The sequence below is a fragment of the Rhizobium sp. NFR07 genome (genome assembly GCF_900111905.1).
In the GTDB taxonomy this organism is placed as follows: domain Bacteria; phylum Pseudomonadota; class Alphaproteobacteria; order Rhizobiales; family Rhizobiaceae; genus Neorhizobium.
Genome location: NZ_FOKM01000013.1, coordinates 69,993 through 96,957, shown reverse-complemented (window position 1 = coordinate 96,957; position 26,965 = coordinate 69,993). Strand labels below are relative to the sequence as shown.

28 protein-coding genes and 1 tRNA gene are annotated in these 26,965 nt (G+C 61.0%); 14 read left to right on the top strand and 15 right to left on the bottom strand.

Translation table 11 applies throughout. The features are described 5' to 3' along the window. Nucleotides 1–141 precede the first annotated feature (141 nt). The 8 genes from BM216_RS24225 to rplU all read right to left on the bottom strand — a co-directional run bounded on the left by BM216_RS24225 (nt 142) and on the right by rplU (nt 6,456). Nucleotides 142–738: a nicotinate-nucleotide adenylyltransferase gene (locus BM216_RS24225; protein WP_093001888.1), complete on the bottom strand. Its 597-nt coding sequence runs from the start codon at nt 736–738 to the stop codon at nt 142–144. A 50-nt stretch (nt 739–788) separates the two neighbouring features. After that, nucleotides 789–2,069, bottom strand: coding sequence for a glutamate-5-semialdehyde dehydrogenase (locus tag BM216_RS24220; RefSeq protein WP_093001798.1), 1,281 nt, complete (start codon nt 2,067–2,069; stop codon nt 789–791). Next, nucleotides 2,059–3,243 carry a glutamate 5-kinase gene (gene proB, locus BM216_RS24215; protein ID WP_093001797.1) on the bottom strand — a complete coding sequence of 395 codons (1,185 nt, stop codon included), beginning with the start codon at nt 3,241–3,243 and terminating at the stop codon, nt 2,059–2,061. Before proB ends, BM216_RS24220 begins: the two co-directional genes overlap by 11 nt. Further along, on the bottom strand, nt 3,230–4,300 hold the full coding sequence (gene obgE, locus BM216_RS24210) for a GTPase ObgE (protein WP_093001796.1): 1,071 nt from the start codon (nt 4,298–4,300) through the stop codon (nt 3,230–3,232). The genes proB and obgE overlap by 14 nt, the downstream gene beginning before the upstream one ends. Nucleotides 4,301–4,494: 194 nt before the next feature. Then, entirely contained in the window at nt 4,495–5,073 is a 579-nt protein-coding gene (locus BM216_RS24205; protein WP_093001795.1) for a GNAT family N-acetyltransferase, read from the bottom strand. After that, a complete protein-coding gene (locus tag BM216_RS24200; RefSeq protein WP_093001794.1) occupies nt 5,070–5,717 on the bottom strand; it encodes a GNAT family N-acetyltransferase in 648 nt (215 codons plus the stop codon). The genes BM216_RS24205 and BM216_RS24200 overlap by 4 nt, the downstream gene beginning before the upstream one ends. Before the next feature lie 128 nt (nt 5,718–5,845). Continuing rightward, a complete protein-coding gene (gene rpmA, locus BM216_RS24195) occupies nt 5,846–6,115 on the bottom strand; it encodes a 50S ribosomal protein L27 (protein WP_093001793.1) in 270 nt (89 codons plus the stop codon). Between the two features lie 29 nt (nt 6,116–6,144). Continuing rightward, on the bottom strand, nt 6,145–6,456 hold the full coding sequence (gene rplU, locus BM216_RS24190; RefSeq protein WP_093001792.1) for a 50S ribosomal protein L21: 312 nt from the start codon (nt 6,454–6,456) through the stop codon (nt 6,145–6,147). Nucleotides 6,457–6,774: 318 nt separating this feature from the next. On the opposite strand from rplU, the gene BM216_RS24185 reads away from it, so the two are divergent. Continuing rightward, nucleotides 6,775–6,864 (top strand) — tRNA-Ser (locus BM216_RS24185). Between the two features lie 119 nt (nt 6,865–6,983). Further along, nucleotides 6,984–8,849, top strand: a complete 1,866-nt coding sequence (locus BM216_RS24180) for a diguanylate cyclase (RefSeq protein WP_093001791.1) — start codon at nt 6,984–6,986, stop codon at nt 8,847–8,849. Here BM216_RS24180 and fetB read toward each other — a convergent pair. The 6 genes from fetB to BM216_RS24150 all read right to left on the bottom strand — a co-directional run bounded on the left by fetB (nt 8,800) and on the right by BM216_RS24150 (nt 14,486). Next, a complete protein-coding gene (gene fetB / locus BM216_RS24175) occupies nt 8,800–9,591 on the bottom strand; it encodes an ABC transporter permease (RefSeq protein ID WP_093001790.1) in 792 nt (263 codons plus the stop codon). The genes BM216_RS24180 and fetB overlap by 50 nt on opposite strands. Continuing rightward, a complete protein-coding gene (locus BM216_RS24170; RefSeq protein WP_093001789.1) occupies nt 9,591–10,190 on the bottom strand; it encodes an ABC transporter ATP-binding protein in 600 nt (199 codons plus the stop codon). Before BM216_RS24170 ends, fetB begins: the two co-directional genes overlap by 1 nt. Nucleotides 10,191–10,262: 72 nt before the next feature. Further along, nucleotides 10,263–11,594, bottom strand: coding sequence for a sensor histidine kinase (locus tag BM216_RS24165; protein WP_093001887.1), 1,332 nt, complete (start codon nt 11,592–11,594; stop codon nt 10,263–10,265). A 26-nt stretch (nt 11,595–11,620) separates the two neighbouring features. Further along, nucleotides 11,621–12,283, bottom strand: coding sequence for a response regulator (locus tag BM216_RS24160; protein WP_093001788.1), 663 nt, complete (start codon nt 12,281–12,283; stop codon nt 11,621–11,623). 95 nt (nt 12,284–12,378) lie between these two features. Then, nucleotides 12,379–12,831 carry a diacylglycerol kinase gene (locus BM216_RS24155; RefSeq protein WP_093001787.1) on the bottom strand — a complete coding sequence of 151 codons (453 nt, stop codon included), beginning with the start codon at nt 12,829–12,831 and terminating at the stop codon, nt 12,379–12,381. Further along, complete coding sequence (locus tag BM216_RS24150) at nt 12,828–14,486, bottom strand: phosphoethanolamine transferase (RefSeq protein ID WP_244530298.1); 1,659 nt, start codon at nt 14,484–14,486, stop codon at nt 12,828–12,830. Before BM216_RS24150 ends, BM216_RS24155 begins: the two co-directional genes overlap by 4 nt. A gap of 172 nt (nt 14,487–14,658) precedes the next feature. Here BM216_RS24150 and BM216_RS35085 point away from each other — a divergent pair, with 172 nt between their 5' ends. From BM216_RS35085 to kdpB, 6 genes are all read left to right on the top strand, one after another. Continuing rightward, a complete protein-coding gene (locus BM216_RS35085; protein WP_280141702.1) occupies nt 14,659–14,787 on the top strand; it encodes a hypothetical protein in 129 nt (42 codons plus the stop codon). Nucleotides 14,788–14,882: 95 nt separating this feature from the next. Continuing rightward, complete coding sequence (locus tag BM216_RS33645) at nt 14,883–15,071, top strand: hypothetical protein (RefSeq protein ID WP_143102850.1); 189 nt, start codon at nt 14,883–14,885, stop codon at nt 15,069–15,071. Nucleotides 15,072–15,304: 233 nt separating this feature from the next. Next, nucleotides 15,305–17,215, top strand: coding sequence for a glucans biosynthesis glucosyltransferase MdoH (mdoH, locus tag BM216_RS24145; RefSeq protein WP_093001785.1), 1,911 nt, complete (start codon nt 15,305–15,307; stop codon nt 17,213–17,215). Between the two features lie 187 nt (nt 17,216–17,402). Further along, the gene (locus BM216_RS24140) at nt 17,403–17,492 is read left to right on the top strand and encodes a potassium-transporting ATPase subunit F (RefSeq protein ID WP_093001784.1); all 90 of its coding nucleotides are present in this window, start codon (nt 17,403–17,405) and stop codon (nt 17,490–17,492) included. Between the two features lie 8 nt (nt 17,493–17,500). Beyond that, nucleotides 17,501–17,659, top strand: coding sequence for a hypothetical protein (locus BM216_RS34150; RefSeq protein ID WP_177230894.1), 159 nt, complete (start codon nt 17,501–17,503; stop codon nt 17,657–17,659). 34 nt (nt 17,660–17,693) lie between these two features. Next, nucleotides 17,694–19,760: a potassium-transporting ATPase subunit KdpB gene (gene kdpB / locus BM216_RS24135; protein ID WP_093001783.1), complete on the top strand. Its 2,067-nt coding sequence runs from the start codon at nt 17,694–17,696 to the stop codon at nt 19,758–19,760. 9 nt (nt 19,761–19,769) lie between these two features. Here kdpB and BM216_RS34145 read toward each other — a convergent pair whose 3' ends face one another. Beyond that, nucleotides 19,770–19,958 carry a hypothetical protein gene (locus tag BM216_RS34145; protein ID WP_177230887.1) on the bottom strand — a complete coding sequence of 63 codons (189 nt, stop codon included), beginning with the start codon at nt 19,956–19,958 and terminating at the stop codon, nt 19,770–19,772. Here BM216_RS34145 and kdpA point away from each other — a divergent pair. The 6 genes from kdpA to BM216_RS24105 all read left to right on the top strand — a co-directional run bounded on the left by kdpA (nt 19,957) and on the right by BM216_RS24105 (nt 26,950). Next, nucleotides 19,957–21,546, top strand: coding sequence for a potassium-transporting ATPase subunit KdpA (gene kdpA / locus BM216_RS24130; protein WP_244530297.1), 1,590 nt, complete (start codon nt 19,957–19,959; stop codon nt 21,544–21,546). The two genes, BM216_RS34145 and kdpA, sit on opposite strands and share 2 nt — an antisense overlap. A gap of 12 nt (nt 21,547–21,558) precedes the next feature. Then, nucleotides 21,559–22,119 carry a potassium-transporting ATPase subunit C gene (locus BM216_RS24125; protein WP_093001782.1) on the top strand — a complete coding sequence of 187 codons (561 nt, stop codon included), beginning with the start codon at nt 21,559–21,561 and terminating at the stop codon, nt 22,117–22,119. A 58-nt stretch (nt 22,120–22,177) separates the two neighbouring features. Next, on the top strand, nt 22,178–24,874 hold the full coding sequence (locus BM216_RS24120; RefSeq protein WP_093001781.1) for a sensor histidine kinase: 2,697 nt from the start codon (nt 22,178–22,180) through the stop codon (nt 24,872–24,874). Beyond that, nucleotides 24,874–25,566 carry a response regulator transcription factor gene (locus tag BM216_RS24115; protein WP_093001780.1) on the top strand — a complete coding sequence of 231 codons (693 nt, stop codon included), beginning with the start codon at nt 24,874–24,876 and terminating at the stop codon, nt 25,564–25,566. Before BM216_RS24120 ends, BM216_RS24115 begins: the two co-directional genes overlap by 1 nt. Nucleotides 25,567–25,593: 27 nt before the next feature. Then, on the top strand, nt 25,594–26,037 hold the full coding sequence (locus tag BM216_RS24110; RefSeq protein ID WP_177230892.1) for a PTS sugar transporter subunit IIA: 444 nt from the start codon (nt 25,594–25,596) through the stop codon (nt 26,035–26,037). Between the two features lie 151 nt (nt 26,038–26,188). Next, entirely contained in the window at nt 26,189–26,950 is a 762-nt protein-coding gene (locus BM216_RS24105; protein ID WP_093001778.1) for an SDR family NAD(P)-dependent oxidoreductase, read from the top strand. The last annotated feature ends 15 nt before the right edge of the window (nt 26,951–26,965 follow it).

The window sequence follows — 26,965 nt, the reverse complement described above, 5'->3', positions numbered from 1 at the left end:
AACAGCAACATGCACGTTCAGCGAATCCGACAGACTCGGCCGCTTACTCGAAGGTGGCACCGAACGGTTAATCTTTCAAGTGAGAACCATATAAGGTGATCGTAATGCGCGCATTCTTCGTCTGCATGTCATATTGAGTTTTCAGCCGGGCTTTCGACCGTTCGTTGCCCGGATTGCGGTTGAGCTCAACGTTGAGCGCGGGCCGTGGATGAAGGTCCATGCGGGCGCCGGACGCTTCCAGAGACTGCCGGCATCGTCCTCGTCGATCCGGGCGTAGTCGAAGGTGCGCGCCATCTTGGAAGAGAGAAACGAGAGCGTCGATCCGGGCCGGTCTATGACGGCAATCGGGAATGTGGAGGCTATCTCCCGCCACTTCTGCCAGTTGTGAAATGTCTTCAAGCTGTCGGCGCCCATGACCCAGACGAAATGTGCCTGCGGGTTTTTTGCCTTCACGAAGCCGAGCGTGTCCGCTGTGTAGGATCCGCCGAGCGTTTTCTCGAAAGCCGTCACCTTGATGCGCGGATCGTGAATGAGCCTGTTGCTCATGGCAATCCGGTCGTCGAGCGAGGCAAGCTCCGAGCGGCTTTTCAGCGGATTGCCGGGTGTCACCATCCACCAGAGCTGATCAAGACCCAGGCGACGAAGCGCGATCTCCGCAACAAGCAGGTGGCCCTCATGGGGCGGATTGAAGGAGCCGCCGAACAGGCCGATCGCCATGCCGCGCTCTACATGCGGCATCGTCAGATAACGGCGGTCGACCTTTTGCTCCTCCACGTCGAACCGGCGCCTTAAGGACGTATCTGACCGGTGCCGTGCACGCGGTATTTGAAAGAGGTGAGCTGCTCGACGCCGACCGGTCCGCGGGCATGCATCTTGCCGGTCGAGATGCCGATCTCGCCGCCCATGCCGAACTCGCCGCCATCGGCAAACTGGGTGGACGCATTGTGCAGCAGGATGGCGGAATCGATCTCGTTGAAGAAGCGCGCGACGACGCCCGGATCTTCGGCGATGACTGCTTCCGTATGGTTCGACGAGTAAGTGTTTATATGGTGGATGGCGCCGTCGATGCCGTCAACGACAGTCACCGAGATCACGGCATCCAGATATTCCGTCCGCCAGTCCTCCTCGGTCGCCGCGGTTGCCGCAAGCGAGGCCTGCAACACCTCGGCGGAGCCGCGTATGGCGCAACCGGCCTCGGTCAGGGCCGTGAGAAGCGGAACGAGATGCGTATCGGCAACTGCCTTGTCCACGAGCAGTGTTTCAGCCGCACCGCAGACGCCTGTTCGGCGCATCTTGGCATTGACGACGATCCTCTTCGCCATGTCGAGATCGGCCGACGCATCGACATAGATGTGGCAGAGACCTTCGAGATGGGCAAACACCGGCACGCGCGCCTCGTTCTGAACGCGGGCAACGAGGCTTTTGCCGCCACGGGGCACGATGACGTCGATCGTGCCGTTCAGGCCGGAGAGCATCGCGCCGACGGCTGCGCGATCCGTCGTCGGTACGATCTGAATTGCATGTTCCGGAAGGCCTGCAGACTTCAGTCCCGCGACAAGGCATTCATGGATTGCCTGCGATGAATGCGCAGAATCCGAGCCGCCCCGCAGGATCACGGCATTGCCGGCCTTGAGGCACAGGGCACCCGCATCGGCGGTCACATTGGGACGGCTTTCATAGATCACGCCGATGACGCCGAGAGGTGTGCGGACGCGCTCGATCTTAAGCCCGTTCGGCCGGTCCCAGGCCGCGATCACTTCGCCGACGGGGTCCTTGAAATCGGCGATCTCACGAAGGGCCTGCGCTATTCCAGCGATGCTTTTTTCATCAAGCGTCAGACGATCGATGAAGGATGGGAGGAGGCCCTTGCCTTCGACCTGTTTCAAGTCCTCGGCATTGGCGGCCAGAATCTTGTCCTTGGCGGCCAGAATGACATCCGCCATGCCGCGAAGCGCGCGGTCCTTGGAATCCGTCGAGGCAATCGCCAGTCTGCGAGCAGCATCCCTCGCATTGAGGCCGATCTCGGCCATCATAGCCTCGACATCTGTCGCGGAAACCTTATCCAGCATGGGCAATATCCTCCTTGCTGCTCGTCCTGCGCCGAACGGCAGCCGTCATCACGAGATCATCGCGATGGATCATTGCGGCGCGACCGGCATAACCCAGGATCGCCTCGATCTCGGCCGACTTGCGGCCGGTGATCTGGCGTGCTTCCTCGGCGTCGTAGCTTGCGAGCCCGCGGGCGATTTCCCGGCCGCCGATCCCGATGATTGCGACCGTGTCGCCGCGATGGAAATTACCTTCGATGCGGCGTACCCCGGCAGGCAACAGGCTCTTGCCGGAGCCCAGCGCCTTTTCGGCACCTTCATCGACAAAGAGTTCGCCCGCCGGCTGCAGCTGTCCGGCAATCCAGGTCTTTCGCGCGGTGACCGGTGTCCCCGACGGCGCAAACCAGGAGGAACGCGTTCCCTGCTCGATCGCCTGCATGGGATGATCCGTCTTGCCCGATGCGATGATCATCGCACAGCCGGCGCCGGTGGCGATCTTGCCGGCATCGATCTTGGTGCGCATGCCGCCGCGCGACAGCTCGGATGCGGCGCCGCCGGCCATGGCTTCGATTTCCGGCGTGATGGCCGGGATCGCTGCAAGGAATTTTGCTTCCGGATCGAGATGCGGAGGCGCGGTGTAGAGACCGTCGATATCCGACAGAAGCACAAGCAGGTCCGCGCCCGTCATGGTGGCAACGCGCGCCGCGAGCCTGTCGTTGTCACCATAACGGATTTCCGATGTGGCAACCGTGTCGTTTTCGTTGATGATCGGCACGGCGCCGATCTTCAGCAGCTGGTTGATCGTGGCGCGGGCATTGAGATAGCGGCGGCGCTCCTCGGTATCGCCGAGCGTCAGCAGGATCTGTCCCGCGACGATGCCATCCCGCGACAGGCTTTCCGACCACGCACGGGCAAGCGCGATCTGGCCGACGGCGGCAGCCGCCTGGCTTTCCTCTAGCTTCAGCGCGCCGGCGGGCAGATCCAGCACCGTGCGCCCCAGCGCGATCGCGCCCGAGGACACGACGAGAATGTCGACGCCCGCGGCCTTCAATGCCGCGATATCACTGCAGACGGAATCGAGCCACGCCGACTTCAAGCCCGTCTTGCGATCGACCAGCAGCGCCGAGCCGATCTTGATGACGACGCGGCGGTAGCTTGCAAGCGGTTTGCGAGCGCTGGTCTCAATACCGGTCATCTTCGTCGTCCTGATCGAAGTCCTGCTGGGGAACCGAGCGATCGGGCAGGGCCGTATCTTCGCCTTCGCTGGCTTCGACGATGACATCGCGCAACGCGCGCTGCACGTCCGTCATGCCCTTGCCTGTCGCGGCCGAAATCAGGAATGGCGTCTGGCCGCAGGCCTTTTCCAGTTCCTTGGCCTTCTTCTTTAGTTCCTTCTCGTCGAGGATATCGATCTGCGACAGCGCGACGATTTCCTGCTTGTCGGTCAGGCCACCGCCATAGGCTTCGAGCTCGGCCTTCACCGTCTTGTAGGACTGACCGACCTTCTCCTCCATCGAGGAGACGAGATGCAGCAGAACACGGGTGCGCTCGACATGGCCGAGGAAACGGTCGCCGAGGCCGATGCCCTCATGGGCGCCTTCGATCAGGCCGGGAATATCGGCCAGCACGAATTCACGCCCGTCGATCGCTGCGACACCGAGATTGGGGTGAAGGGTGGTGAATGGATAGTTGGCGATCTTCGGCCGCGCGCGCGTGACCGATGCCAGGAAGGTCGACTTGCCGGCATTCGGCAGGCCGACAAGGCCAGCGTCAGCGATCAGCTTCAGCCGCAGCCAGATTGTCTTCTCCTCGCCCTCCAGGCCTGGGTTTGCCCAGTTCGGTGCCTGGTTGGTCGGAGACTTGAAATGGGTATTGCCGAAGCCGCCATTGCCGCCCTTGGCAAGCCTGAACTTTTGGCCTTCCTTGACCATGTCGACGATCAGCGTCTCGTTGTCTTCCTCGAAGATCTGGGTGCCGACAGGCACCTTGAGCGTTACGCTGTCGCCATTGGCACCGGTCCGGTTGCGGCCCATGCCATGGATGCCGATGCTTCCCTTGAAATGCTGCTGGAAGCGAAAGTCGATCAGGGTGTTGAGCCCATTCACGGCTTCCACCCAGACATCTCCGCCGCGCCCGCCGTCACCACCGTCCGGTCCGCCGAACTCGACGAATTTTTCTCGCCGGAACGAGACCGCGCCCGCACCACCGTCGCCGGAGCGGATATAGACTTTTGCCTCGTCGAGAAATTTCATCGTGTTCAGTCTCGTTCTTGTTCATCTCTGCTCCGCGTTTCTCGCGGGCATTTCAGGTTTCGATACCGTTGCTTGGGCTGGAGGTCAAAGACTATCACCAAGCTGGAAATCCGGGGGGACCCGAAAACCGGGCGGAATTGTAAATATGGCCCGGCGGGATTTACCCGCCGGGCTGCTTGTCATTCCGCTTCCTGCTACGGGCGCCGGAAATTCTCGGGCGACAGCTCCGTATCGATATGCGGCGCCATCCGGTTGCGCGCCAGCGAGAAAACCTCGCCCGCATCGACGATACGAAAGCCGAGCTTCCGCTGGATGTTGAGTGACGCGAGGTTGTCGGCGAAGGCGCCGGAGTAAACCGTTACCTCCGGCATCCGCCGGAAGAACCGTTCCAGTACCGCGCCGGTCGCTTCGGTCATATAGCCGCGGTCCCAGTAATACCGGTTCAGCCAGTAACCCAGATGCCAGCCATCACGCTGCAACTCCATGCCAACCACGCCGATATGGACGTCGTCGCCAGTGGTTATCGCAAGGTTCCAGTCCGGCAGCAGGCCGGAAGTCTGGCGTATCAGCCAGTCGAGCGCATCCTGACGGTCGTAGGGCTGGGGGACACATGCAAGCATTCGGCTTACCTTGAAATCGGCGAGCGAGCTTGCAATCGCATCCGCATCGGCAAGCCGGTGCGGCCGCAACGTGAGCCTCTCCGACTGGATGACCGGGCAGGGCCCGGGCGTCAGTCGACGTTCGACAGTTCTTTCTACAACAGCGGCATTCATCTCAGCTCCCCCCAGCTTCTCAATGATATCCATGTCTTGCGGTCGAGGCGGAACCACTCGACCGGCACCATTGCTCCCTCCGCCAGGCAATCGATCATGCCCGTTCCCTGGAACTGGAAGCCGCATTTCTGGATGACCCGCTTCGACGGGATGTTGGCGACCCGGCAACGGGCGTCGATCTGGTCGATCTCGCTGCGGGTTCGAAACGCCATGTCGATCAGGGCGTGTGCCGCCTCCGTACCATAGCCCCTATTCCAATAAGGCTCGCCGAGCCAATAGCCGATCTCGAGCGTATGCCCGTCCTTCTGCGGCTCGAGCGCGCAGCAGCCCAGGAAGGCGCCGTCGTTTCCTCGGGTAATGGCATAGACGCATTTGCCAATCTCGCCAGCATTCGTGCGTCGCACGAAATCGGCTGCGTCTTTCGCCGTGTAGGGATGCGGCATGCGCGACACCATGGTCGCGATATTCGCATTGTTGGCGAGATGGGCAAGTGCGTCGATGTCTTCTTCGTGGGGCGTGCGCAGAACCAATCTCTGCGACAGTAAGACGGGGCACTCGCTTCTCGACCGGTCCTGTGACCGATCCGGCCGCGGCCGTTCTTCCGGCGGCCGGGATTGGCTCGCCCTCAACAATTCGACTTGCATGGTTCAGTCTCCTCTAGGGGTAAAGAAAAAGGGAAGATGGAGTAGCGCCCCATCTTCCCTTTTCTTTGACTGAACCTTGAACGTTCAACCGGGTCGATGAGACGCCGGTTGCATAACGCTTGCCGGCTTTATTCTGCGGCTTCCGCTTTCGGCATAACGGACACGTATACGCGGCCGTTAGCCTTCGTACGGTAATTCACGTTGCCGGCGGTAAGTGCAAAAATGGTGTGGTCCTTGCCGAGGCCGACATTGGCGCCCGGATGCCACTGCGTACCGCGCTGGCGCACGATAATGTTGCCCGGAATGACGACTTCGCCACCGAACTTCTTCACGCCAAGGCGCTTGGACTGAGAATCGCGACCGTTACGCGACGAGCCGCCAGCTTTTTTATGTGCCATTGGTGTTCTCCTTTACCTTCGAAACCTGATTAGCCGAGAATGTCGGTGATGCGGACAACCGTGTGATGCTGGCGATGGCCGCGAATACGCTTGGAATTCTGGCGACGACGCTTCTTGAAGGAGAGAACCTTCTTGCCACGGTTATGCTCGACAACTTCGGCCTTGACCGTTGCGCCCGAAACGAAGGGAGCGCCGATCTTGGCATCGGCGCCTACGCCGACAACCAGGACTTCGTTGAATTCTACAACTGCACCAGCTTCGGCTTCCAGCTTTTCGATGGTCAGCACGTCGTTGGCGGCCACGCGGTACTGCTTACCGCCGGTCTTGATGACTGCGAACATTTTATATCCTTTCATGTTCGTTCCGGCTCTCTTCCTGGAAGGAAGGGCCGTCTTTTTGTCAGTCGGGCTCTAGCAGGGGTTTGGAGAAGAGAAATCTTCTGAAACGGATCTGCCGGTGAAACCGCGTGGAAATCCGATAAGCTCCCGCGATCTGTCAGGTATGGACAGCTTTCCACAACCTGAACGCACGCGGGCTTACGCGAGCGACAAAAAACTGTCAAGACGAAAGGATATGAAGACTTGTATTTCGCCCCTTGCCAGCCCGATTTTTCGCCGCTATGAGACAGCCCGCGCAACACATGCGCCGACCAGCAAAGCGGAGAGGTGGCTGAGTGGTCGAAAGCACCGCACTCGAAATGCGGCGTGCCTGCGAGGGCACCGTGGGTTCGAATCCCACCCTCTCCGCCATATCATTCAATCGCTGATCATACATTTTAAGCCCTCTGGGCTTCGCTAGCCGATTTATACGGCCATCGGTTCAATTACATTTTAATGCTATTTAAATTCCGAATTGCTAATGTTGTGTGATGCGGATCAGTGTCATCACCAATTTCGCCTATGGTGCCACCGTTGTCTTGACGGCATTGTCGGGGACGGCATTCATCCTGTCCGCAAACAGTGCGGAACGGGAGCGGCAGGCGGTTGAGCAGCACCGGGTGCTGGACGATCTCGGTGACGAGCTTGCGCTTGGCGCCGAAGAGCGTAGCGATGAGGTGCGGCTTTATGTCGTCAGCGGCGAAGAGCGGCATCTGCGCGCATTCCAGGGGAGGGAAGGCGAGGAACGGCGCCTCGAGGCCGCCATCTCGGGAATTCGCGATCAGGATCTGCCTGCAGCGGAAGCGGAGGCGATCGTCGACATGGAACGATACGCCGACGCTCTCGATAGTCTGGAAGAAACTGCGATCGCTGCCTATCAACGCGGTGATCGCGACAATGCGAGCCGCACCTTGTTCGGCTCGGAGCATGAGCGCCTGCAGGCCTCGCTTCTCGAAACCGTGACGCGCTTTCGGGCGCTCGCCACGACGCGCGCCGGTGACCTGCTGCAGGAGGCGCGCGAGCGTGCCGATGCCTGGAGCCTCGTTGCCCGGGTCATGCTTGGCCTGACGGCATTTCTGTTTCTTGCGGTTCTGTATTTCGTGCTGCGGCGACGCGTCGCCATTCCCCTCATCCAGATGACCGGCATCGTGAGCCGTCTCGCGCGGCAGGATTATGCCGTCGAAGTGCCGCTAGATCGCCGGCAGGACGAGATCGGCGAGATGACCGAGGCGATCCATATCTTCCGGCAGAACGGGCTGGAGAGGGACAGGCTGGATGCCGAACGCCGCCGCGACCAGATGATCAAGGACCTCATCCTGCAGATGATGCACCGCCTGCAGGCCTGCCAGACCCAACTGGAGCTGGCGGAGGTGGTTTCGCTTTTCGCGCCACAGATCTTTCCGCAACTTGCCGGACAGCTTTTCGTCATGAACGAAAGCCGTACCGCTCTCTCGAGCTTCGGTTCATGGCTGCAACCGCATCACGCGGAGACCTCCTTTCCGGCGTCGGCCTGCTGGGCGATCCGTCGTGGACGACCTCACGTCAGCGATCCCGCGCAAAACGACATTTCCTGTCAGCACCTGCAGGGGCTGGATGTCACCGGCTTCTGCGTGCCGCTGACGGCCCAAGGCGACATGATCGGTCTTCTCTATTTCGAGGAGCGGGATGACGCGGACGGCACGTTGGCGGAGGCTTCGCGCCTGTATCTTGAGCTGATTGCCGAGAACATAGGTCTTGCGGTCGCAAACCTGCAGCTCCGCGACCGTCTTACCCATCTTGCGGTTCGTGACGCGCTGACAGGGTTGCTGAACCGCCGTTCGCTGGACGACGCTCTCGCGCGTCAAAGCCGCAGTACGGATGGCGAGGCACTCGCCTGCCTGATGATCGACATCGATCACTTCAAGCGCTTCAACGACGAATTTGGTCACGATGCCGGCGACGAAGTGATGCGCTATGTGGCGCAGATCATCACCGACACCGTCGGAGACAGGGGAAAGGCCTACCGGTTCGGCGGCGAGGAATTCGCGGTTCTGGCCCCAGGCCTCGACGAAGAGGCAGCGGTGGCGCTTGCCGAGAAGATCCGTAGCGCTGTCATGGAGGCGCCTCTCGCCTATCGGGGCCGGATCCTCGGTTCCATCACCGCATCGCTCGGGGTTGCCGCGAAAGCGCGTTCGTATTCCGGCCCCGCATTGCTCATCCTTGCCGACAAGGCCCTGCTTGAAGCCAAGGCCCGTGGGCGCAACCTGTCCGTATCGGCGCTCGAACTGGATGGAGGGGTCACCCAGGGAGAGGTTCGGACCAACGCTTCTATCGGCTCAGAAGGTGATCGAGCCGCAGCCGGTGACGGTCGTCGGTGACCCGCCTGACTGCGGCATAGACCGCGATAACGGTGCTGACGACACCGCTGGAGGCCAGAAGAAGCATCAGGAATATCTGGTATTTTCCGGCCTCCAGCGGATCCTGGCCTGCCAGTATCTGGCCGCTCATGATCCCCGGCATGGTGATGATGCCAGCACCGACCATCTGGTTGGTAACGGGCAGCAGGCCGGCCTGAATAGCGCGACGCATCAATGGGCCGAGGGCCTGCCAGCGTGTCGCGCCGAGGGCGAGCTGCGCTTCGATCGCGTTGCGCTCGGATCCGATATTGGCGAAAAGGGCGTTGAGCGCGATGCTGGCGGAATTCATCGCAGTTCCGAGGATGATGCCGGCGATCGGTATCGCATGGGCAGGTTCGAGCCAGTTCTCCGCGCCAAGCACGGTCAGAAGCGCGAAGGCCGAGACGAAGCCGGTGGAAATCGTAATCGCCGTGCCGCTGACCAGAAACTGGAAATAACCGCTCAGACGACGCGGCAATCGGGCGCCGGTCTCATAACTTGCCGCAAGCAGCATGGCTGCAAAGACAAGCAGCGTGATCCATGCCGAGCTCTGGGAAAAGATGAAGCGCAGAAGCAGGCCGACCAGCATCAGCTGGACGATCATCCTGATCGCGGACCAGACAAGCGTCTTGTGAAAGCCGAGCGACAGCAGCACCGACAAGCCCGCGCTGATCAGTGTCAGGGCAACGGCGAGCGACAGTTCGATCAGGCCAAGCGATATCATCACTGCGCACGCCTCAATACCAGTTTCTGATCAGCCAGCCGTTCGCCCTGGGCGGCATCGTGGGTTACCAATACGAGGCCGCAGCCCCTGTTTTTTGTTTCCTCAAGGGCGGCTTCGACGAGGCGGGTCGTCTCCTCGTCGAGCGCGGATGTCGGCTCGTCGAGAAGAAGAAATCGCGGAGTTCGGACCAGGGCTCTGATCAGCGCCATTCTCTGGCGTTCCCCGCTGGAGAGATTCTGCGGCGGGCTGTCGAATTTGTCCGGCGAAAGGCCGAGGCGCGCCATCACCCCGGCGGGATCACTGTCCGGATCGAAATGGTCGCGCACTCTCGGTGCCCACCAGCCGGCATCCGATGACACATAGGTGACCTGCCTGCGCCAGTGCGGTCCCGGCATTCCCTGCTGAGGCTGATCCCCGAGCAGAACCGAACCCTCATGAGGATCGAGATCGGCGAGCTTGCGCAGCATCGTCGTCTTGCCCACGCCCGATGGGCCCATCACCACCAGGCACTGGCCAGCAGCAACGGAGAACTGGACGGCGGCAGCCGTCGCGGTGGCGGGAAGGTTGACGGTGAGCGAATGACCTGGGGAAACTTTCATCGGAAGGCAGTGCCATTCTGGAGCAATGGAGGCAATTCGCCGGTGAGGATCATCAAGCCGATCGCATAGCCATCAGGAAGAGAGATTCGGGAAATGTATTCTCGCCTCGAACCCGTTGTCACGGCCGGTTGCCGGTGACAGGAGAACCAGCCTCGCATTCATCTGGCCGAGCAGGCGATCCACGATCGACAGGCCGAGACCGGAGCCGGCAGCTTCCGTCTTTCCCCGGCTGAAGCGTTTGCGGATCGCGATGAGTTCGCTCTCGGTCAAGATCGGCGAGCCGTTGACGATCCGCACCATGCCGCCGTCCTCCACGAATACCTCGACCGGATTTTTGCGGGGATCGCCGTGAACGAGCGCGTTCTCGATCAGATTGCGCAGCACGATGGCGAATGCATCTTCGCTGTAGGGGCCTGCCAGACGAGTGCCGGCGTTCCGATGCAATATCAGTCGGTCCGGTGCGGCGATGCTCCGCTGGAAATCCGTCACGACCATGTCGACAACGCCGGTCAGTTCCGTCTGTCTGTCGGCCATGCCGATGCCGGCTTCGGCACGGGACAGCTGAAGCAGCTTTTCGGCGAGGTGGCTGAGGCGTCTCAGAGACGTTTCGATCTGGCCGGCACGCTGGCGATTGGCATCGTTGCCGAGTTCGGCAATGAGCATCTGTGTCTGGGCAAGTGCGCCTGCGATCGGCGTGCGCAACTCGTGGGCGCTGTTGGAGGTGAATTCCCGTTCGGCATCCAGCGCCGTGCGCAGGCGTGTCATCAGAAGGTTGACCGAGAGGGCGATCGGCTGCAGTTCACGCGGCAGCGCCGTCGCGTCGATCGGCTCCATGTTGCCGCCGTCCTTGCTTTCGATATCGCGGCGCAGGTCCCCGATCGGCTGGACGGTACGTCGAACCAGGAGCCAGATCGCTATGCCGCTGACCGGGATCAGCAGCGCGAGGGGTACGAAAAGCGCCACGGCACCTTCCCGCACGGCCTCGTCACGATTTCGGAACTTGTCCGCTACCTGGACGTAAATGCCGGTAGGGGCGTCGAATGCGGTGAAATATTGGTACTTGCTGTCTTTCCAGAAGCCACGTTTCAGGGGGGTCTCGAATGGCTTGTCCGGAGCATCGTGGGATCTGATCAGCAAACGGCCGGAGGAATCACGGACCTGATAGATCAGATATTCGCGGTAGCCGCTGGCACGCGACGTCTGCAGACGCGGCAAGGCTTCCTGAGGCCCGTAATGTTCGAACTCGCCGACGATCAGCGGTACGAGCCTTTCCGCCGTATCCTGCAGGGCGCCGTCAAAAGTCTCGTTGAGTTCGTCGTTCATCACAACGGTGCCGAGCCCGACTGCCAGCAGCCAGAGCAGCGCCATCATGGCGGTGATCGAGAAGATGAGCTGGCGCGTCATCGAAGGAGCCGATCGGCGAAACGGTATCATTGCTCTCGTCCCAAGCGGTAACCGACACCGCGCAGCGTGGCGATATGATCCCGGCCGAGCTTCTTGCGCAGCCGACTGACATAGACCTCGACCGTGTTGCTCTCGATCTCGGAGCCGAAGGCGTAGAGTGCTTCCTCTATCTGCGACTTGGAGACGACGGCGCCCGGTCGCGCAGCCAGTGCATCAAGCACCGCCCATTCACGGCCGGACAATGCGATGGGGTTTCCGGCCGAAACCACGCGCCGGTCGGCGGCATCTATATCAAGATCGCCGATACGCACGAGCGAGACCGGGCGGCCGCTGTAGCGACGGGTAACCGCCAGCATGCGCGCCGTCAGCTCGCCAAGATTGAACGGCTTGACGAGATAGTCGTCAGCTCCGCTGTTCAATCCTTCGATGCGGTCGGAGATCTGGTCATGCGCGGTCAGGATGATCACCGGCGTCGTAATTCCCCTGGCGCGAATATCCTTCAGAAGCGCTATGCCGCTGCCGTCAGGCAGGCGCAGGTCGAGCAGGATGAGGCCGTAAGCAGTCGTGGAAAGGGCGCTGGAGGCGGTATCGATCGTCTTCATCCAGTCGACGGCATTGTCCGTGCTCACCACATGGTCGCGCACGGCTTCCCCGAGCGTCGCGTCGTCCTCGACCAGAAGAACCCTCAAACCGTCTGCTCCATTCCATCGCGATATCGCCTTGTATCCGATGTTTAGCAGAGGATCGCGAGCGAATTCGAGAGGGCATGAGGCGACTTCCTCGCTCACGACAACAGCAGGCGCGAGAAAATCACGTAAGCGGCCATGAGGCCGCTTGCCGCAAGCATGCAAAAGACGGCGAAGGAACCGAGGTTCTTGGCGTGCATTCCGGTGCTCGACCATTCCGGCGATATGCGGTCGATGATCTCCTCTATGGCGGTGTTGAGGGCTTCGGTGGCGGCAAGACCAAGCAGCAGAATTGCCATCATCACATACTCGCCAAACTCGGCACCGACGACTGCGAAGGCGATGAGGATCGCAACGCAGGCCATGAGCTCATGGCGAAATGCAGTCTCGCGCAGCAACCTGCCGGCGCCGCCCAGCGAATAGCCGAGCGCCGCCAGCAGGTGCCGGCTGCCGGTCACCTTGCTGATGGGAGGTATGGGCGGCGGCCCATCAGCTTCAAATGCGACCGGTCCTATGACCTGCCCGACAGCGGCACAATCGGGAAAGGTCATGAGCTTGCTCCAGTGGGCTTCCGGCAGGATCCGAGCACGTCGAGCTCTGGTTTATAAACCGAGGTCTGCACGGCCATCATTCCGAGCGTCGTATGGAAAAGGTCATCGTGCGAGGCGGCTTCCTCGGTGCGTTTCGACAGGCAGTCCGGGTCGATCGAGGCCTTGATTTCCGATCCCTGCCACAAGACGAAGGGAATATGGGTCTGCTGCGACGGAGCCACGATGTACGGCGCGCCATGCAGGTAAAGGCCGTGCTCACCGAGTGATTCACCGTGGTCCGACATGTAGATCATCGCCGGCGCGACCTTGTCCTGATGGGCTTTCAGCTTGTCGATGACGGAAGCAAGGATGTGGTCGGTATAGAGAATGGTGTTGTCATAGGCATTGACCACTTCCTCGTGGCTGCAGCTGCCCAATTCCCCCGTACGGCATTCCGGCGTGAAGCGGGCAAAAGCCTGCGGGTAGCGGAGATAATAGGTCGGGCCGTGGCTGCCGAGCTGATGCAATACCAACACGCTGTCGCCCTTTACCTTCGACAGCCAGCCATCGAGATCGGCCACCATGGCGTCATCGAGACATTCGTTATCCGTGCAATAGCGCGGATCGTTGGCGGTGGAGAATGAGCGGTAAGTAGTGCGGTTCGCGACGCCCTTGCTGCCGGTGTTGTTGTCCCACCATTCCGTCGTAACGCCGGCATGACCAAGAACATCGAGCAGGTTTTCGTTTGCCAGGCCCGCGCGGTGCGAATAGCCGCGGCGGGTCAGGTTGGAGAACATGCAGGGCACCGACACTGCCGTTGCCGTACCGCAGCTCGACGTGTCGGAAAAGTAGGCGATGTCCTGCTTGGCGAGCTGCGGGTTGGTTTCGCGGGAATAGCCTCCGAGGGAGAAGTTCTCCGCCCTGGCCGTCTCGCCGGTTACGATCACGAGAACGCGCGGCTTGCCTGAGGCCATGGGACCGGCAACGTGGGCATCCGTTCCGAGAGGCTGCGCCACGATGTTCTTGTCGGCCTCGCTTGCGAAGGCGAAGAGCAGGGCGCTTCCGACGGGAACGAAAGGATTGAGCGTCAGCATCAGGTCGCGGTGCAGCCGCGTAACGGAGGCGATGCTGCGCGCACTGCTGACACCGCAGGCAAGCGCCAGAAGCAGCAGGGGAACGATTGCGGCGAGGTTCCATCCGACCTTTGCGAAGAAGGGACGATGCTCAACCCTTACCCAGCAGACGAGAAGAGCCGGCAGGAGCCCGAAGATCGACATGTGCACCAGAAACGCCGGGGTGATCAGATGACCTGCCTCCGACGATGTCGTCTGGACCGCATTGCGGATCATGTCGACGTCGATGATCGTTCCGAAACGGTCCAGGAACCAGGATCCGGCAGCGGCACTCACTATCAGCAGGACGAGGACCGGCTTCAGCACGTACTTCACCGAAATCGTGATCGTGAAAGCTGCAAACAAGCATGCCAGCCCTAGGGAAAAGGCCGCCAGCGTGAGGTGATTGTCGAAATAGGAATAGGCGCGCGTGAAGAACGTGCGGTTGGTAAAGGCGATCAGATAAAGCGCCCCGATCAGGGCGAGCGTGACGCTGCCGATCCGCGGCCGGGCAAATGGCCTGGTCGGTCGGCGGGCGTAATTTGAAAGGCTTTCGGTGGACAAGGAGGAAGCTCCCGGCAGTTTCAATTGCCGGCGGAATCGCATCCGATCCTGACAGTCACCTGAATGTCATAAAGACGCTGCCGTTCAGGTGACTGTCAGCTTCGCCGCGCATCGTTCCAATGGTCGCAGCAGGAGTAAGCGTATCGTGGGAGCGTGGAGAACAAGTTTCGGAATGATCTATGTCGCTGCACTGGTCGTGGTCGTCGTCTGCATTCCCCTGATGCACGACAGCAAACGTCCGCATGCCCCACAGACATGGCTTCCGGGCGCCACAATGCCGAACAGCAGCGTTCTCGGCTGATCATCCAGCGACACGAGATGCCTTCAAATGATTGTCAGATTGATATGCGAAAAGCGCCCTTATCGCGAAGAAGGTGCATGATGGATAGTTCGGTATTGGCTAATGACATTGTCCGGTTGGCAGAAAACGGCGACATCGCCGCAGCCAACAGACTTCTCGCAGCCAGCAAGTTCAAGGCGCGTCGCGGTGAACTTTATGCGCGATCTTTCCGGCTTCAGTTGCTATTTGGCGCCATCCTGCTCGTCGCAGCCGCTGCCACGCTTTTCTTCTGGGGCCTCTCGTAAGCGCTGACCTCGGAGCGCCTCACGTCGGTGCGCTTCGTTTGGCAATTTTCGCGGCGCAATCCAAGATATTCGTAGTAAATTCAGGCGTTTGTACCTTTGCCGGATATCTGCTGCGAGTCCGTTCACCCAATCGTGCTCGACTTGCAGGCAGCAGTGTCTCTGATAGAGGTTGTCAGTCCGCGTTCGTTTCCTAGTTCGTGGTCATCGACCTTTCATCGAAAGACCTGTCCGCAATGGATCTGCATACCAATCACAGCGACATGACCTATCGGGATCTTCCGGAGGGCTCGCGTGATTTAGGTCAGAATCCGGTGCTCGAATATGCCGGATTGTCCATTGCCTGGCGGCGCCGGCTGGTGCTGGTGCTCAACTTTACGACCATCCTTGTACTTGGTCTGCTCGTCTACCGCGCCCTGTCGCCATCAACGGTCTGGGGGCCGGAAACTATCATGCTGGCGGGCTTTCTTCTGGCCACTCCCTGGACGGTCCTCGGCTTTTGGAATGCGTTGATTGGTCTTTTCCTGATCCATGGATTTGGTGATCCGTCCCGCAGCGTCTATCCTTTCTACCGCCAGGGCAGGGATACCTGTCCCGCCGCCTTGAATTCACGCACTGCCTTGACCGTGTTCTTGCGCAACGAGGATCCGGTTCCGATATTTGCTCGGCTGGAGGCCATGTGGAGCAGCCTCAGATCAACCGGTCTCGAAGGCCATTTCCATATCTTCGTGCTGAGCGACACCACCGATACGCGGATCGGTCACGCCGAGGAAGCTGCCTTCGAGCGGCTCGCCGCGGTGATCGAGAGCGCTGGCGGCCACCGGCCGCTCTATCGGCGCCGGGCCGTCAATACCGGGTTCAAGGCCGGCAATATCCAGGATTTCCTGCAGCGATACGGGCAGGATTACGATTTCTTCCTGCCGCTCGATTCCGACAGCGTCATGGCAGGTGATGTCATCATCAGGCTTGTTGCGGCCATGGAGCGATATCCGAAAATCGGCATATTGCAGACGCTCGTGGTCGGCATGCCGGCGGAGAGTGGCTTCGCGCGCATGTTCCAGTTCGGCATGCGGCATGGAATGCGCTCCTTCACCATGGGCTCCGCGTGGTGGACGGCAGATTGCGGCCCTTACTGGGGTCACAATGCGCTGATCCGAACCGGCGCATTCCTCGACCACTGTCGTCTCCCTGTCCTGCCTGGTTCGCCACCGCTTGGTGGCCATATCCTCAGCCACGATCAGCTCGAGGCTGCCTTCATGCGGCGCGGCGGCTACGAGGTGCGCGTGCTGCCGATCGAAAGCCGCAGTTTCGAGGCCAATCCGCCGACACTGCCGGATTTCGCCGGGCGGGATCTCAGATGGTGCCAAGGCAACATGCAATACTGGCGTTTCCTGTTCGAACCGGGTCTGAAACCGGTCAGCCGTTTTCAGGTGCTGCAGGCGATCCTGATGTATGTGGCGCCGCCGGCATGGATCGCAATGACATTTGCGGCGATCTGGAAGGGAATGACGTCAGGTTTCACTCCGGCGGAAGCCCAGCTCGGCTTCTGGCTGTTCATCTCGATTTTCCTGCTGTCGATTTCGCCGAAGATCGCTGGCGTTGTCGACGTGATCCTGACCCGCGGCGCGATCCGCCGTTATGGCGGAGTGCTGCGTTTCGGCGCTTCGGCGTTCATGGAACTCATTGCATCGATGCTGATGGCGCCGATCATTGCCGTTTACATCTCGGTCTTCCTGTTCGGTCTGCTTTTCGGTCGCTCGGTGACCTGGAGCGGTCAGAACCGCGACCGGCTGGGCGTTTCGCTCGGCTCGGCCGTCAAGGCTATGGGCCTGCAGACCGTTATCGGATTGACGCTTGCCGCAATCATCTATCGTGAGGGTGGGCTGACTGCTGCCGTCTGGGCACTGCCGTTCGTCGGCGGTCTATGTGTCGCCATCCCCTTCACGATGATCACGGCCTCCGCCTTTTTCGGTCGCTGGAGTGCTCGCCTAGGGCTGTTCGCCATTCCGGAGGAAAGCCACATGCCGCGGGTCCTGAGCCCGATCGTGCCGAATGCGGCGCGCCGCTGGCGCCGGCTTGACGCTGCCGGAAATCAAGACTGGAGCGAAACGGACACCGACCGTGAAGGCGCTGCCTGCCGATCCTAGTGGCGGGATATCCGTCACTTCAGTTCCCTTGGAAAGCATCATCGCTCAAGCGGGCGGCCCGGCATCCGAATCTTTATAGGATTCCTATTTCTTCCTCTGCAGCCTCATCTCGAATTCCTATGGCCGAGAGGTGCACATAATGCCTGCCGATCCTTGATATCGGCGACGCTATCCAAAGGTGTGCATCATGGCATTCGATTATATCCTGAGCGGGATCGTGACGGCCTTCATCACCGTCTATCTCGCCTACGCGCTTTGGCGGCCCGAGCGTTTCTAGGTGCCGCCATGCAGAGCTTCCTTCAATTCTGCCGTCGACATCTGCCGCCGCATCCCCATGCGCGCAGCCTGTGCCGAGGCTCGACCATCATCCTCGGGATGTGTGTGCTGCTCGGCGCGGCAACGGTGATCACCATGCTGATTACGCATCTTTCGCCGACCGTCTGACCTCTTCACATCCCCAACTTCAATGGGACATCCCATGACCGAACTCAAAAGCGCGAGCATGTTCGATGCTCGCATACTCGTGCCTGCGATCGGCGGCGCATTCACCAAACTCAATCCAAGGACACTGGCCAAGAACCCAGTCATGTTCGTGGTTGCCGTCGTTTCGGCGCTCACCACCATCCTGTTCGTCAAGGATCTGGCGACCGGGGCCGAAGGCCTCGGCTTTTCATTTCAGATCATCCTCTGGCTCTGGTTCACGGTCCTGTTCGCCAATTTCGCGGAAGCAGTGGCGGAAGGGCGCGGCAAGGCGCAGGCGGACAGTCTGCGCAAGACCCGCACAGAAACTCAGGCCAAGCTTCTGACATCCGCCGAAGAGCGTGAGTGGAAGGAGGTTGCCGGCACCTCGCTGAAGGTGAACGACATCGTTCTGGTCGAGGCCGGCGACATCATCCCGTCCGACGGCGAAATCATCGAAGGCATCGCTTCGGTCAACGAGGCGGCGATCACCGGTGAATCAGCTCCTGTCATCCGCGAATCCGGCGGCGACCGCTCGGCCGTTACAGGCGGCACGCAGGTTCTGTCCGACTGGATCAAGGTGCGCATCACGGCGGCTGCCGGCTCCACCTTCATCGACCGCATGATCGCGCTCGTCGAAGGCGCTGAGCGCCAGAAGACACCGAACGAGATCGCGCTCAACATCCTGCTCGCCGCAATGACGCTGATCTTTGTCATGGCCACCGCCACCATCCCGGCCTTTGCGAGCTACGCAGGCGGCGCGATCCCGATCGTCGTTCTCGTTGCTCTTTTCGTGACGCTGATCCCGACCACGATCGGTGCGCTTTTGTCAGCCATCGGCATCGCCGGCATGGACCGTCTCGTCCGCTTCAACGTGCTCGCCATGTCCGGCCGCGCGGTGGAAGCCGCCGGTGACGTCGATACGCTGCTTCTGGACAAGACCGGCACGATCACGCTCGGTAACCGCCAGGCAACGGATTTCCGCCCTGTCACGGGTGTCACGGCCGCAGAACTGGCAGACGCAGCCCAGCTTGCTTCGCTTGCCGACGAGACGCCGGAAGGTCGCTCGATTACCGTGCTCGCCAAGGAGAAATACGGCATCCGCGCCCGCGACATGAAGGAGCTCAGGGCGAGTTTCGTGCCGTTCACGGCGCAGAGCCGCATGAGCGGTGTCGACCTGGAAGGGTCTTCCATCCGCAAGGGGGCGGTCGATTCCGTCCTGAATTATCTGCAGGCCAATGCGGTTGCCGGCGGCAGGACCGCGGAGATGGCGGCGAAGGAAGGTCAGGCCTTCGCCGATGAGATCGCCAAGTCTGGCGGCACACCGCTTGCCGTCGCCAAGGACGGTCGCCTGCTCGGCATCATCCACCTGAAGGACATCGTTAAGGGCGGCATCCGCGAGCGTTTTGCGGAACTGCGCAAGATGGGTATCCGCACCGTGATGATCACCGGCGACAATCCGATGACGGCGGCCGCGATCGCCGCCGAAGCCGGCGTCGACGACTTTCTCGCCCAGGCGACGCCCGAGAACAAGCTGCAGCTCATCCGTGACGAACAGGCCAAGGGCAAGCTGGTCGCCATGTGCGGCGACGGCACCAACGATGCCCCGGCGCTCGCACAGGCCGATGTCGGTGTCGCCATGAATACCGGCACGGTCGCTGCCCGCGAAGCCGGCAACATGGTCGATCTCGACAGCGATCCGACGAAGCTCATCGAGATCGTCGAGATCGGCAAGCAGTTGCTGATGACCCGCGGTTCGCTGACGACGTTTTCGATCGCCAACGACGTGGCGAAGTATTTCGCCATCATCCCGGCAATGTTCGTGACACTCTATCCGGGTCTCGACGCGCTCAACATCATGCGCCTGGCCTCGCCGGAAAGCGCCATCCTGTCGGCCATCATCTTCAACGCGCTGATCATCATCGCACTGATCCCGCTCGCCCTTCGAGGCGTCGCCTACAAGGCGATCGGTGCGGGTCCGCTGCTGAGGCGCAATCTGCTCATCTATGGCCTGGGTGGTCTCGTCGTTCCGTTCATCGGCATCAAGCTGATCGACATGGTCGTCGCTGCGCTCAACCTCGCCTGATCGGAGACATCAATGACCATTCTTTACCTCATCCTCGGGCTGATCGTCTTCGGACTGCTGTTTGCCCTCGCTTCCGCGCTCGATCGCGCGTGAGGCCGGAGAAACGACAATGACACAAGCAATCATCTTCGTACTTTTCATATTGGGCGGTACGGCGCTCTTGTCCTGGCCGTTCGGCCGATACATGAGCTGGGCCATGGATCCCGCCAGAGGGCAGGGCACGCCGAACGGCTTCACCTCGATCTTCCAGGGCATTGGCGGCTCGATTGCACGCCAGGAGCAGGACTGGAAACGCTACGTCGTTTCCCTTCTCGGCTTCAACGTCGTGCTGTTCGTGGTCGTCTTCGCAATCCTTGCCTTGCAGCAGTATCTGCCACTCAATCCTGACGGAAAGGAAGCGCTTGATCCGAGCCTGATCTTCAACACGGCCGTATCGTTCACAACGAACACCAACCTGCAGCATTATTCCGGGGAGGTCGCCATGAGCTATCTGACGCAGCTTGCCGGCTTGATGTGGCTGCAGTTCGTCTCGGCAGCAGTCGGTATCGCGGCTCTTGCAGCTCTTGCTCGCGGTCTCGCCGGCCGCAAGCTCGGCAACTTCTTCGTCGACGTCCAGCGCGCCACCTTCCTGGTCCTGCTGCCAGCCGCCTTCGTCGTGGCCGTCCTGCTTCTGTTAACCGGCGTTCCTATGACCTTCAGCGGTTCGGTCGTTGCGACCACGCTCGAAGGCGTGCAGCAGACGATTGCCCGCGGTCCCGTCGCGGCCTTCGTGGCGATCAAGCAGCTCGGCACCAATGGCGGCGGTTTCTTCGGTCCCAACAGCGCGCATCCGCTGGAAAACCCGACATTCTGGTCGAACGTCGTCCAGACTGTGTCGATCATTATCATCCCCATGGCCTGCGTCTGGATGTTCGGTCACATTATCGGCCGCCTGAAGCATGCCGCCGTGCTGTTTACCGTCATGCTCATCCTGATGGGCGCGCGCATCGTGGCAACCGTCGGGTTCGAAAGCGTTCCGACCCAGGCCTTTACGTCGCTGCCGATCACCCAGGATGTCGGCAATCTGGAAGGCAAGGAACTGCGCTTCGGCGCATCGGCCGGTCCGCTCTGGGCGGTCGTCACAACCTCGACCAGCAATGGTTCGGTCAATGCCATGCATGACAGCCTCAACCCGCTTGCCGGCATGATGCCGATGATCGGCATGTGGCTAAACGAAGACTTCGGTGGCGTCGGCGTCGGTATGGTCAACATGTTCCTCTACATCATCGTCGGCGTCTTCATCGCCGGCATGATGATCGGCCGCACGCCGGAATATCTCGGCTGGCGCGTCGAGGCGAAGGAAGTGAAGTTCGCCATGATGGGCCTTCTGTCCCACGGTCTCTTCATCCTGGTCGGCACAGCGATCTTCGCCGTTACGCCCTGGGGGGCGGATACGCTCAACAATATCGGTCCGCACGGCTTCAGCGAAATCCTCTACGAGTTCTCTTCCTCCGCTGCCAATAACGGCTCGGGCTTCGAAGGTCTCGGCGATGCGACGGCGCCTTGGAACATCGCAACCGGCCTCGTCATGCTGCTTGCCCGTTTCATTCCGATCATCCTGCCGCTCGCCATTATCGGTTCGCTGTCGGCCAAGCGTCGCGCGACGGAATCGAGCGGTACGCTGTCGGTCGAAGACGGCACGTTTGCAGGCATGCTCACGGCGACTGTCGTCATCGTCGGCGCGCTGACCTTCTTCCCCGCCGCCACCCTCGGCCCGATTGCCGAACACGTCATGTTCATGAAGTAGGAGGTCCCAACAATGGAAACCCTCATCTCAAGCCTTCGCATCACCGTCGCCACGATGGCGATCTGCGTCGGCGGTTATTCTGCAGCGGTCTGGGCCGTCGGACAGGCGGTCACGCCTGACACGGCCGAGGCCTCGATCATCACCAGGGCCGACGGCACCGTTATCGGCAGTCGTCAGGTGGCGCAGGCCTTCACTCAGCCTCAGTATTTCTGGCCGCGCCCATCGGCCGTAGATTACAACGGCGCCGGTGCCGGCGGCTCCAACAAGTCGCCGACCAGCACGGATCTGACCGAGCGCGCCACCGAAACTGTCGCGGCCTATGGCGCTACGCCGGAAAATCCGCTTCCGGCGGAACTGGCCGCCGCGTCCGGCGCGGGCCTCGACCCGCATATCACCGAGCGCGCGGCCCGCTATCAGGTGGCCCGCATCGCTCAGGCGCGCAACATTCTGGCCGATCAGGTCGAGCAGGTCATCGACCGGAATGCCTTTTCGCCTGGCGGCATGTTCACGCCCGATCGGCTGGTAAATGTGCTGGAAATGAATCTCGCTCTGGACAACGTCCAGATACAGTGAGCTAGACATTGATATCGGCGGTGCCTTCAACGCCGCCGACATCGGAGAACGGGGCGAGATGGCCAACGAAAATCACAGCGGACAAGACCGCCGTCCTTCTCCAGAGGCTTTGCTGGAGCGGGCGGACCAGGAAAATCGGGGCAAGCTGAAGATCTTTCTCGGCGCCGCGCCCGGCGTCGGCAAGACCTATGAGATGCTGATGTCGGCCCGCGTGCGCCAGGCAGACGGGATCGACGTGGTGGTCGGGATTGTCGAAACCCATGGCCGCAAGGAAACCGAAGCGCTTGTCGACGGGCTGAAGATCATTCCTCGCCGGGCGATGGAGTATAAGGGTCAGGTGCTCGAGGAAATGGATCTCGACGCCATCCTTGAACGCCGGCCCGCGCTGGTGCTGGTGGATGAACTTGCCCATACGAATGCGCCGGGCAGCCGGCATCCTAAACGCTATCTCGATGTGCTCGAACTGCTCGCCAACGGCATCGATGTTTATTCGACGCTCAATATCCAGCATGTCGAAAGCCTGAATGACGTCGTCGCGCAGATCACCCGCATCCGCGTTCGCGAGACGGTTCCGGATTCGGTCATCGATCGTGCCGACGATATCGAGATTATCGACATCACCCCGCAGGACCTGATCAAGCGGCTGCAGGATGGAAAGGTCTATGTGCCGAAGACGGCGCGCCGCGCGATCGAGAACTATTTCTCTCCGGGCAACCTGACGGCCTTGCGCGAGCTTGCGCTTCGCCGCACTGCGCAACGCGTCGACGAGCAGTTGCTCAACCACATGCAGGCCCATGCCATTTCCGGTCCCTGGGCGGCCGGCGAGCGGATCCTCGTCTGCCTCGATCATGGTCGCAACGGCGCGGCGCTCGTTCGTTATGCCCGCCGTCAGGCCGACCGGCTGCGTGCGCCCTGGACGGCGCTGCATCTGGAAACGCCGCAATCTGCCACCATGGCGGATGCCGACAAGGATCGGCTGGCCGCCTGTATGAGGCTGGCTGAACAGCTCGGCGCCGAGACGGTGACACTTCCGGCCTCCAGCATTTCGCGCGAAATCATCGCCTATGCCAATGCCAACAACTTCAACCATGTCATCATCGGCAAGTCGAACAAGCCGAGATGGCGGGAGCTTTGGGAAGGTTCTGTCACCCACGACCTGATCCGGTATTCCGGCGCGATCAGCGTGCATGTCATGTCCGGCAGCGAGGAGGCGATCGATCCCGTTGCGGTCAGGACCGCGGTCCCGAAGCGTCGTTTCCGGCTGAAATACTATGTCCGCAGCACGATCTTCATGCTGATCGCCACTGGCATCGGGGTGTTACTCGATCGGGCGCTGGATGTCCGCAACCTCGCGCTTGTTTTTCTGATGGGCGTCCTAGCGTCTGCGGTGCGCGGTGGTCTTGGGCCCGGGCTTTATGCATCATTGATCGGCGCACTGTCGTTCAACTTCTTCTTCCTGGAGCCGCGTTACACGCTGACGGTGCGAGACCCGGAAGGGGTGATCGCGCTCCTGTTCTTCCTCGGCACGGCGATTGTCGCGAGCAATCTGACGGCCGCCGTCCAGCGGCAGGCGGCCGCCGCTCGGCAGCGCGCGAGAACGACGGAGGATCTCTATCTTTTCTCCAAAAAACTCGCCAGCACCGGCACGCTGGACGACGTGCTATGGGCAACGGCCTTCCAGATCGCGTCCATGCTGAAGGTCCGCGTCGTGATCCTGCTGCCTGAAGGCGAGACAATCGCGGTAAAAGCCGGCTATCCGCCGGACGACACGCTGGTGGATGCTGATATCGCGGCCGCCAAATGGGCCTGGGAACATGACCGTCCCGCCGGCCGCGGTGCAGATACCTTGCCGGGCGCGAAACGGCTCTATCTTCCACTGAGGACGGGGCGTGGAGCGATCGGTGTCGTCGGGCTCGACAATGACCGGCAGGGGCCGATCCTGACACCGGAACAGAGCCGCCTTCTGGACGCGCTTGCCGATCAGGCGGCACTTGCGATCGAACGCGTGCATCTGGTGGCGGATGTGGACAAGGCCCGGCTTGCCGCGGAAACGGATCGATTGAGAACCTCGCTTCTGACCTCGATCTCCCATGACCTCAAGACGCCGCTTGCCGGCATCATGGGGGCGGCCGGAACGATGAAGGATTTCGGCCAGGGTCTCTCCGACGATGCGAAGGGCGAGCTGCTGCAGACGGTCATCGACGAATCCGAGCGGCTCAACCGGTTCATCGTCAACCTGCTCGACATGACCCGCATCGGCTCGGGCGCCATGGAGCCGAACTACGCGCTGCATTATCTCGGTGATATCGTCGGCTCTGCGCTCAATCGGGCAGCAAGGATCACCAGTGAACACAAGATCGTGGTCGCCATTCCCGAGGACCTGCCGATGCTGCGTGTCGACCCGGTATTGTTCGAGCAGGTGCTGTTCAATCTCATCGACAATGCCGCCAAATATTCGCCCGACGGCACGGTCATTTCGATCCGGGCATGGTCCGAGGGCAGCCAGATCAAGGTCCGCATTCTCGACGAGGGATCCGGGATTCCGCCCGGCGATTTCGAGCGTATCTTCGACAGTTTCTATCGCGTGCGGAAAGTCGATCACGTAAAGGCAGGCACCGGGCTTGGCCTTTCGATCTGCCGCGGCTTCGTCGAAGCCATGGGCGGCAGCATCAGGGCGGAAAACCGCCCCGACCGCCAGGGCGCGATGTTCACCATAACCATGCCGAGGCCTGCTGTGCCTCAAGGAGATGCATGATGACCAATCCAACGGTGAAGATACTTGTGGTCGACGACGAGCCGCCGATCCGCAAGCTCCTTGATGTCGGCTTGTCGTCGCAGGGGTTCTCGGTTCAGGGCGCCCCTAATGCCAGAACAGCGATAGAGATGGCTACCTCCAGCACACCGGATCTCGTGCTTCTTGATCTCGGCCTGCCGGATATGGCTGGCCACGAGCTGCTGGCGAAATGGCGGGCCGACGGCGTCACCTTCCCAATCGTCATTCTCTCCAGTCGCACCGACGAAGCAGGGATCGTCAAGGCGCTGGAACTCGGTGCCGACGACTACGTTACGAAACCATTCGGCATGAACGAGCTGGTTGCGCGCATCCGTGTGGCGCTGCGGCACCGATTGCAGACGCAGGGTGAAAGTCCGCTGTTTCAGGTGGGCGATCTCTCAGTCGATCTCGTCAAGCGGATCGTCAAGGTGAAGGGTGAGGAGGTCAAGCTGACGCCGAAGGAATACGACATCCTTCGGCTTCTTGTGCAGTATTCCGGCCGGGTGCTGACCCATCGCTTCATTCTCGATAAGGTGTGGGGCGAGATCACCGACGTGCAATATTTGAGGGTTTATGTGCGGCAGCTTCGCCAGAAAATCGAGGAAAGCCCAGACCAGCCGCGTTACATCCTCACCGAAACAGGTGTCGGCTATCGGCTTGCCGAGCTTGCCTGAGCGTATTTCAGCTCCATGGAGTGCATCATGAAATTGCAGGACTTCCTGCCGAGCGAAAATATCGTTGTCGGCGTGCAGGCCGGTTCCAAGGACCAGGTTCTGAGGCTGCTTGCGGAAATCGCCAGCAAGAAATGCGGGCTCGCGGCTGTCGACATATCGAAGGGCCTGCTCGACAGGGAAAGACTGGGCTCCACGGGAATCGGTGACGGCATCGCCATTCCGCATGCGCGCTTCGAAGAGCTGCGGGAACCGCTCTGCCTGTGTGCCAAGCTTGCTAAGCCCCTGGATTTCGACGCCATGGACGGGCAGCCGGTGGACGTGGTCATCCTGTTGCTATCCCCGGCGAATGCCGGCCGTGACGGCCTCAACATGCTGTCCTGCGTGGCCCGGAAGTTTCGTGACGAGCGGATATTGCCCAAAATCGGCCAGGCGGGCAGTGCCGAGGAAATTTATGCAATCCTTACCTCGTGATTTCACCTGGGGCGTTTCCGCAGATGCGGGCGCTGCATTACAATTGGCACTCGATAGTTTGCCCGCGACATCCTGGGATTAGAGCAGGGGCTCAGCATTGATCCTTCGGCATTTGGCGAAGGATCAATCTCCTATTCTCGAGGAACGGGAAATGACTGAGTTTTACGGCAGGAAGGCGGTCGTCATCGGTGGCAGCCGCGGTATCGGTCTGGCGACAGCATCACTTTTGGCCACTCGGGGCGCGTCACTGGCGGTCGGCGCCCGGGATCTGCAGGCGCTCGAGCGCACACGGGAAATGCTGAAGACATCCGACAACACGATTCATGTTTGCCCTTGCGATCTTAGCGATGCCGAGTCTGTCGAGCATTTCGTTGCTCAATCTGCAGAAGCGCTAGGCGGGATAGACATCCTGATAAACTGCGCGTCGAGCTTCTCCCTCGCCGATAGCGACGAAGGGTGGGAGGCTGCCATCCAGATCGATCTTTTCGGTACGGTTCGCGCGGTGAGGGCAACGGTTCCTTATCTGCGCAAGGGCGAGGCCGGCGCGATCGTCAATGTCTCCTCGGTCTCGGCTCGGCAAGCCAAGCCGGACAGGCTGCCCTATGGCGCGGCCAAGGCCGCTGTCGAGCAATACACCCACAGCGCGGCCAAACTCTACGGTCCTGACAGGATACGGGTGAACTGCGTGGTTCCAGGTTCGACCTTCATCGCCGGAGGGATCTGGGATCGGGTGCGCAGAGACAATCTCGATCTCTACAACGCGACGATCCAGAGCATTCCGCTCGGAGGTCTCGCCGATCCAGACAGCATTGCCGAAGGCATCGCATTCCTGGCATCGACAAGGGCCAGATGGATTACGGGGCAGTGCCTGGTCGTCGACGGCGGCCAGACTTCAGGCGCCGTCGCTGCCTGATACCGGCCGCGTGAA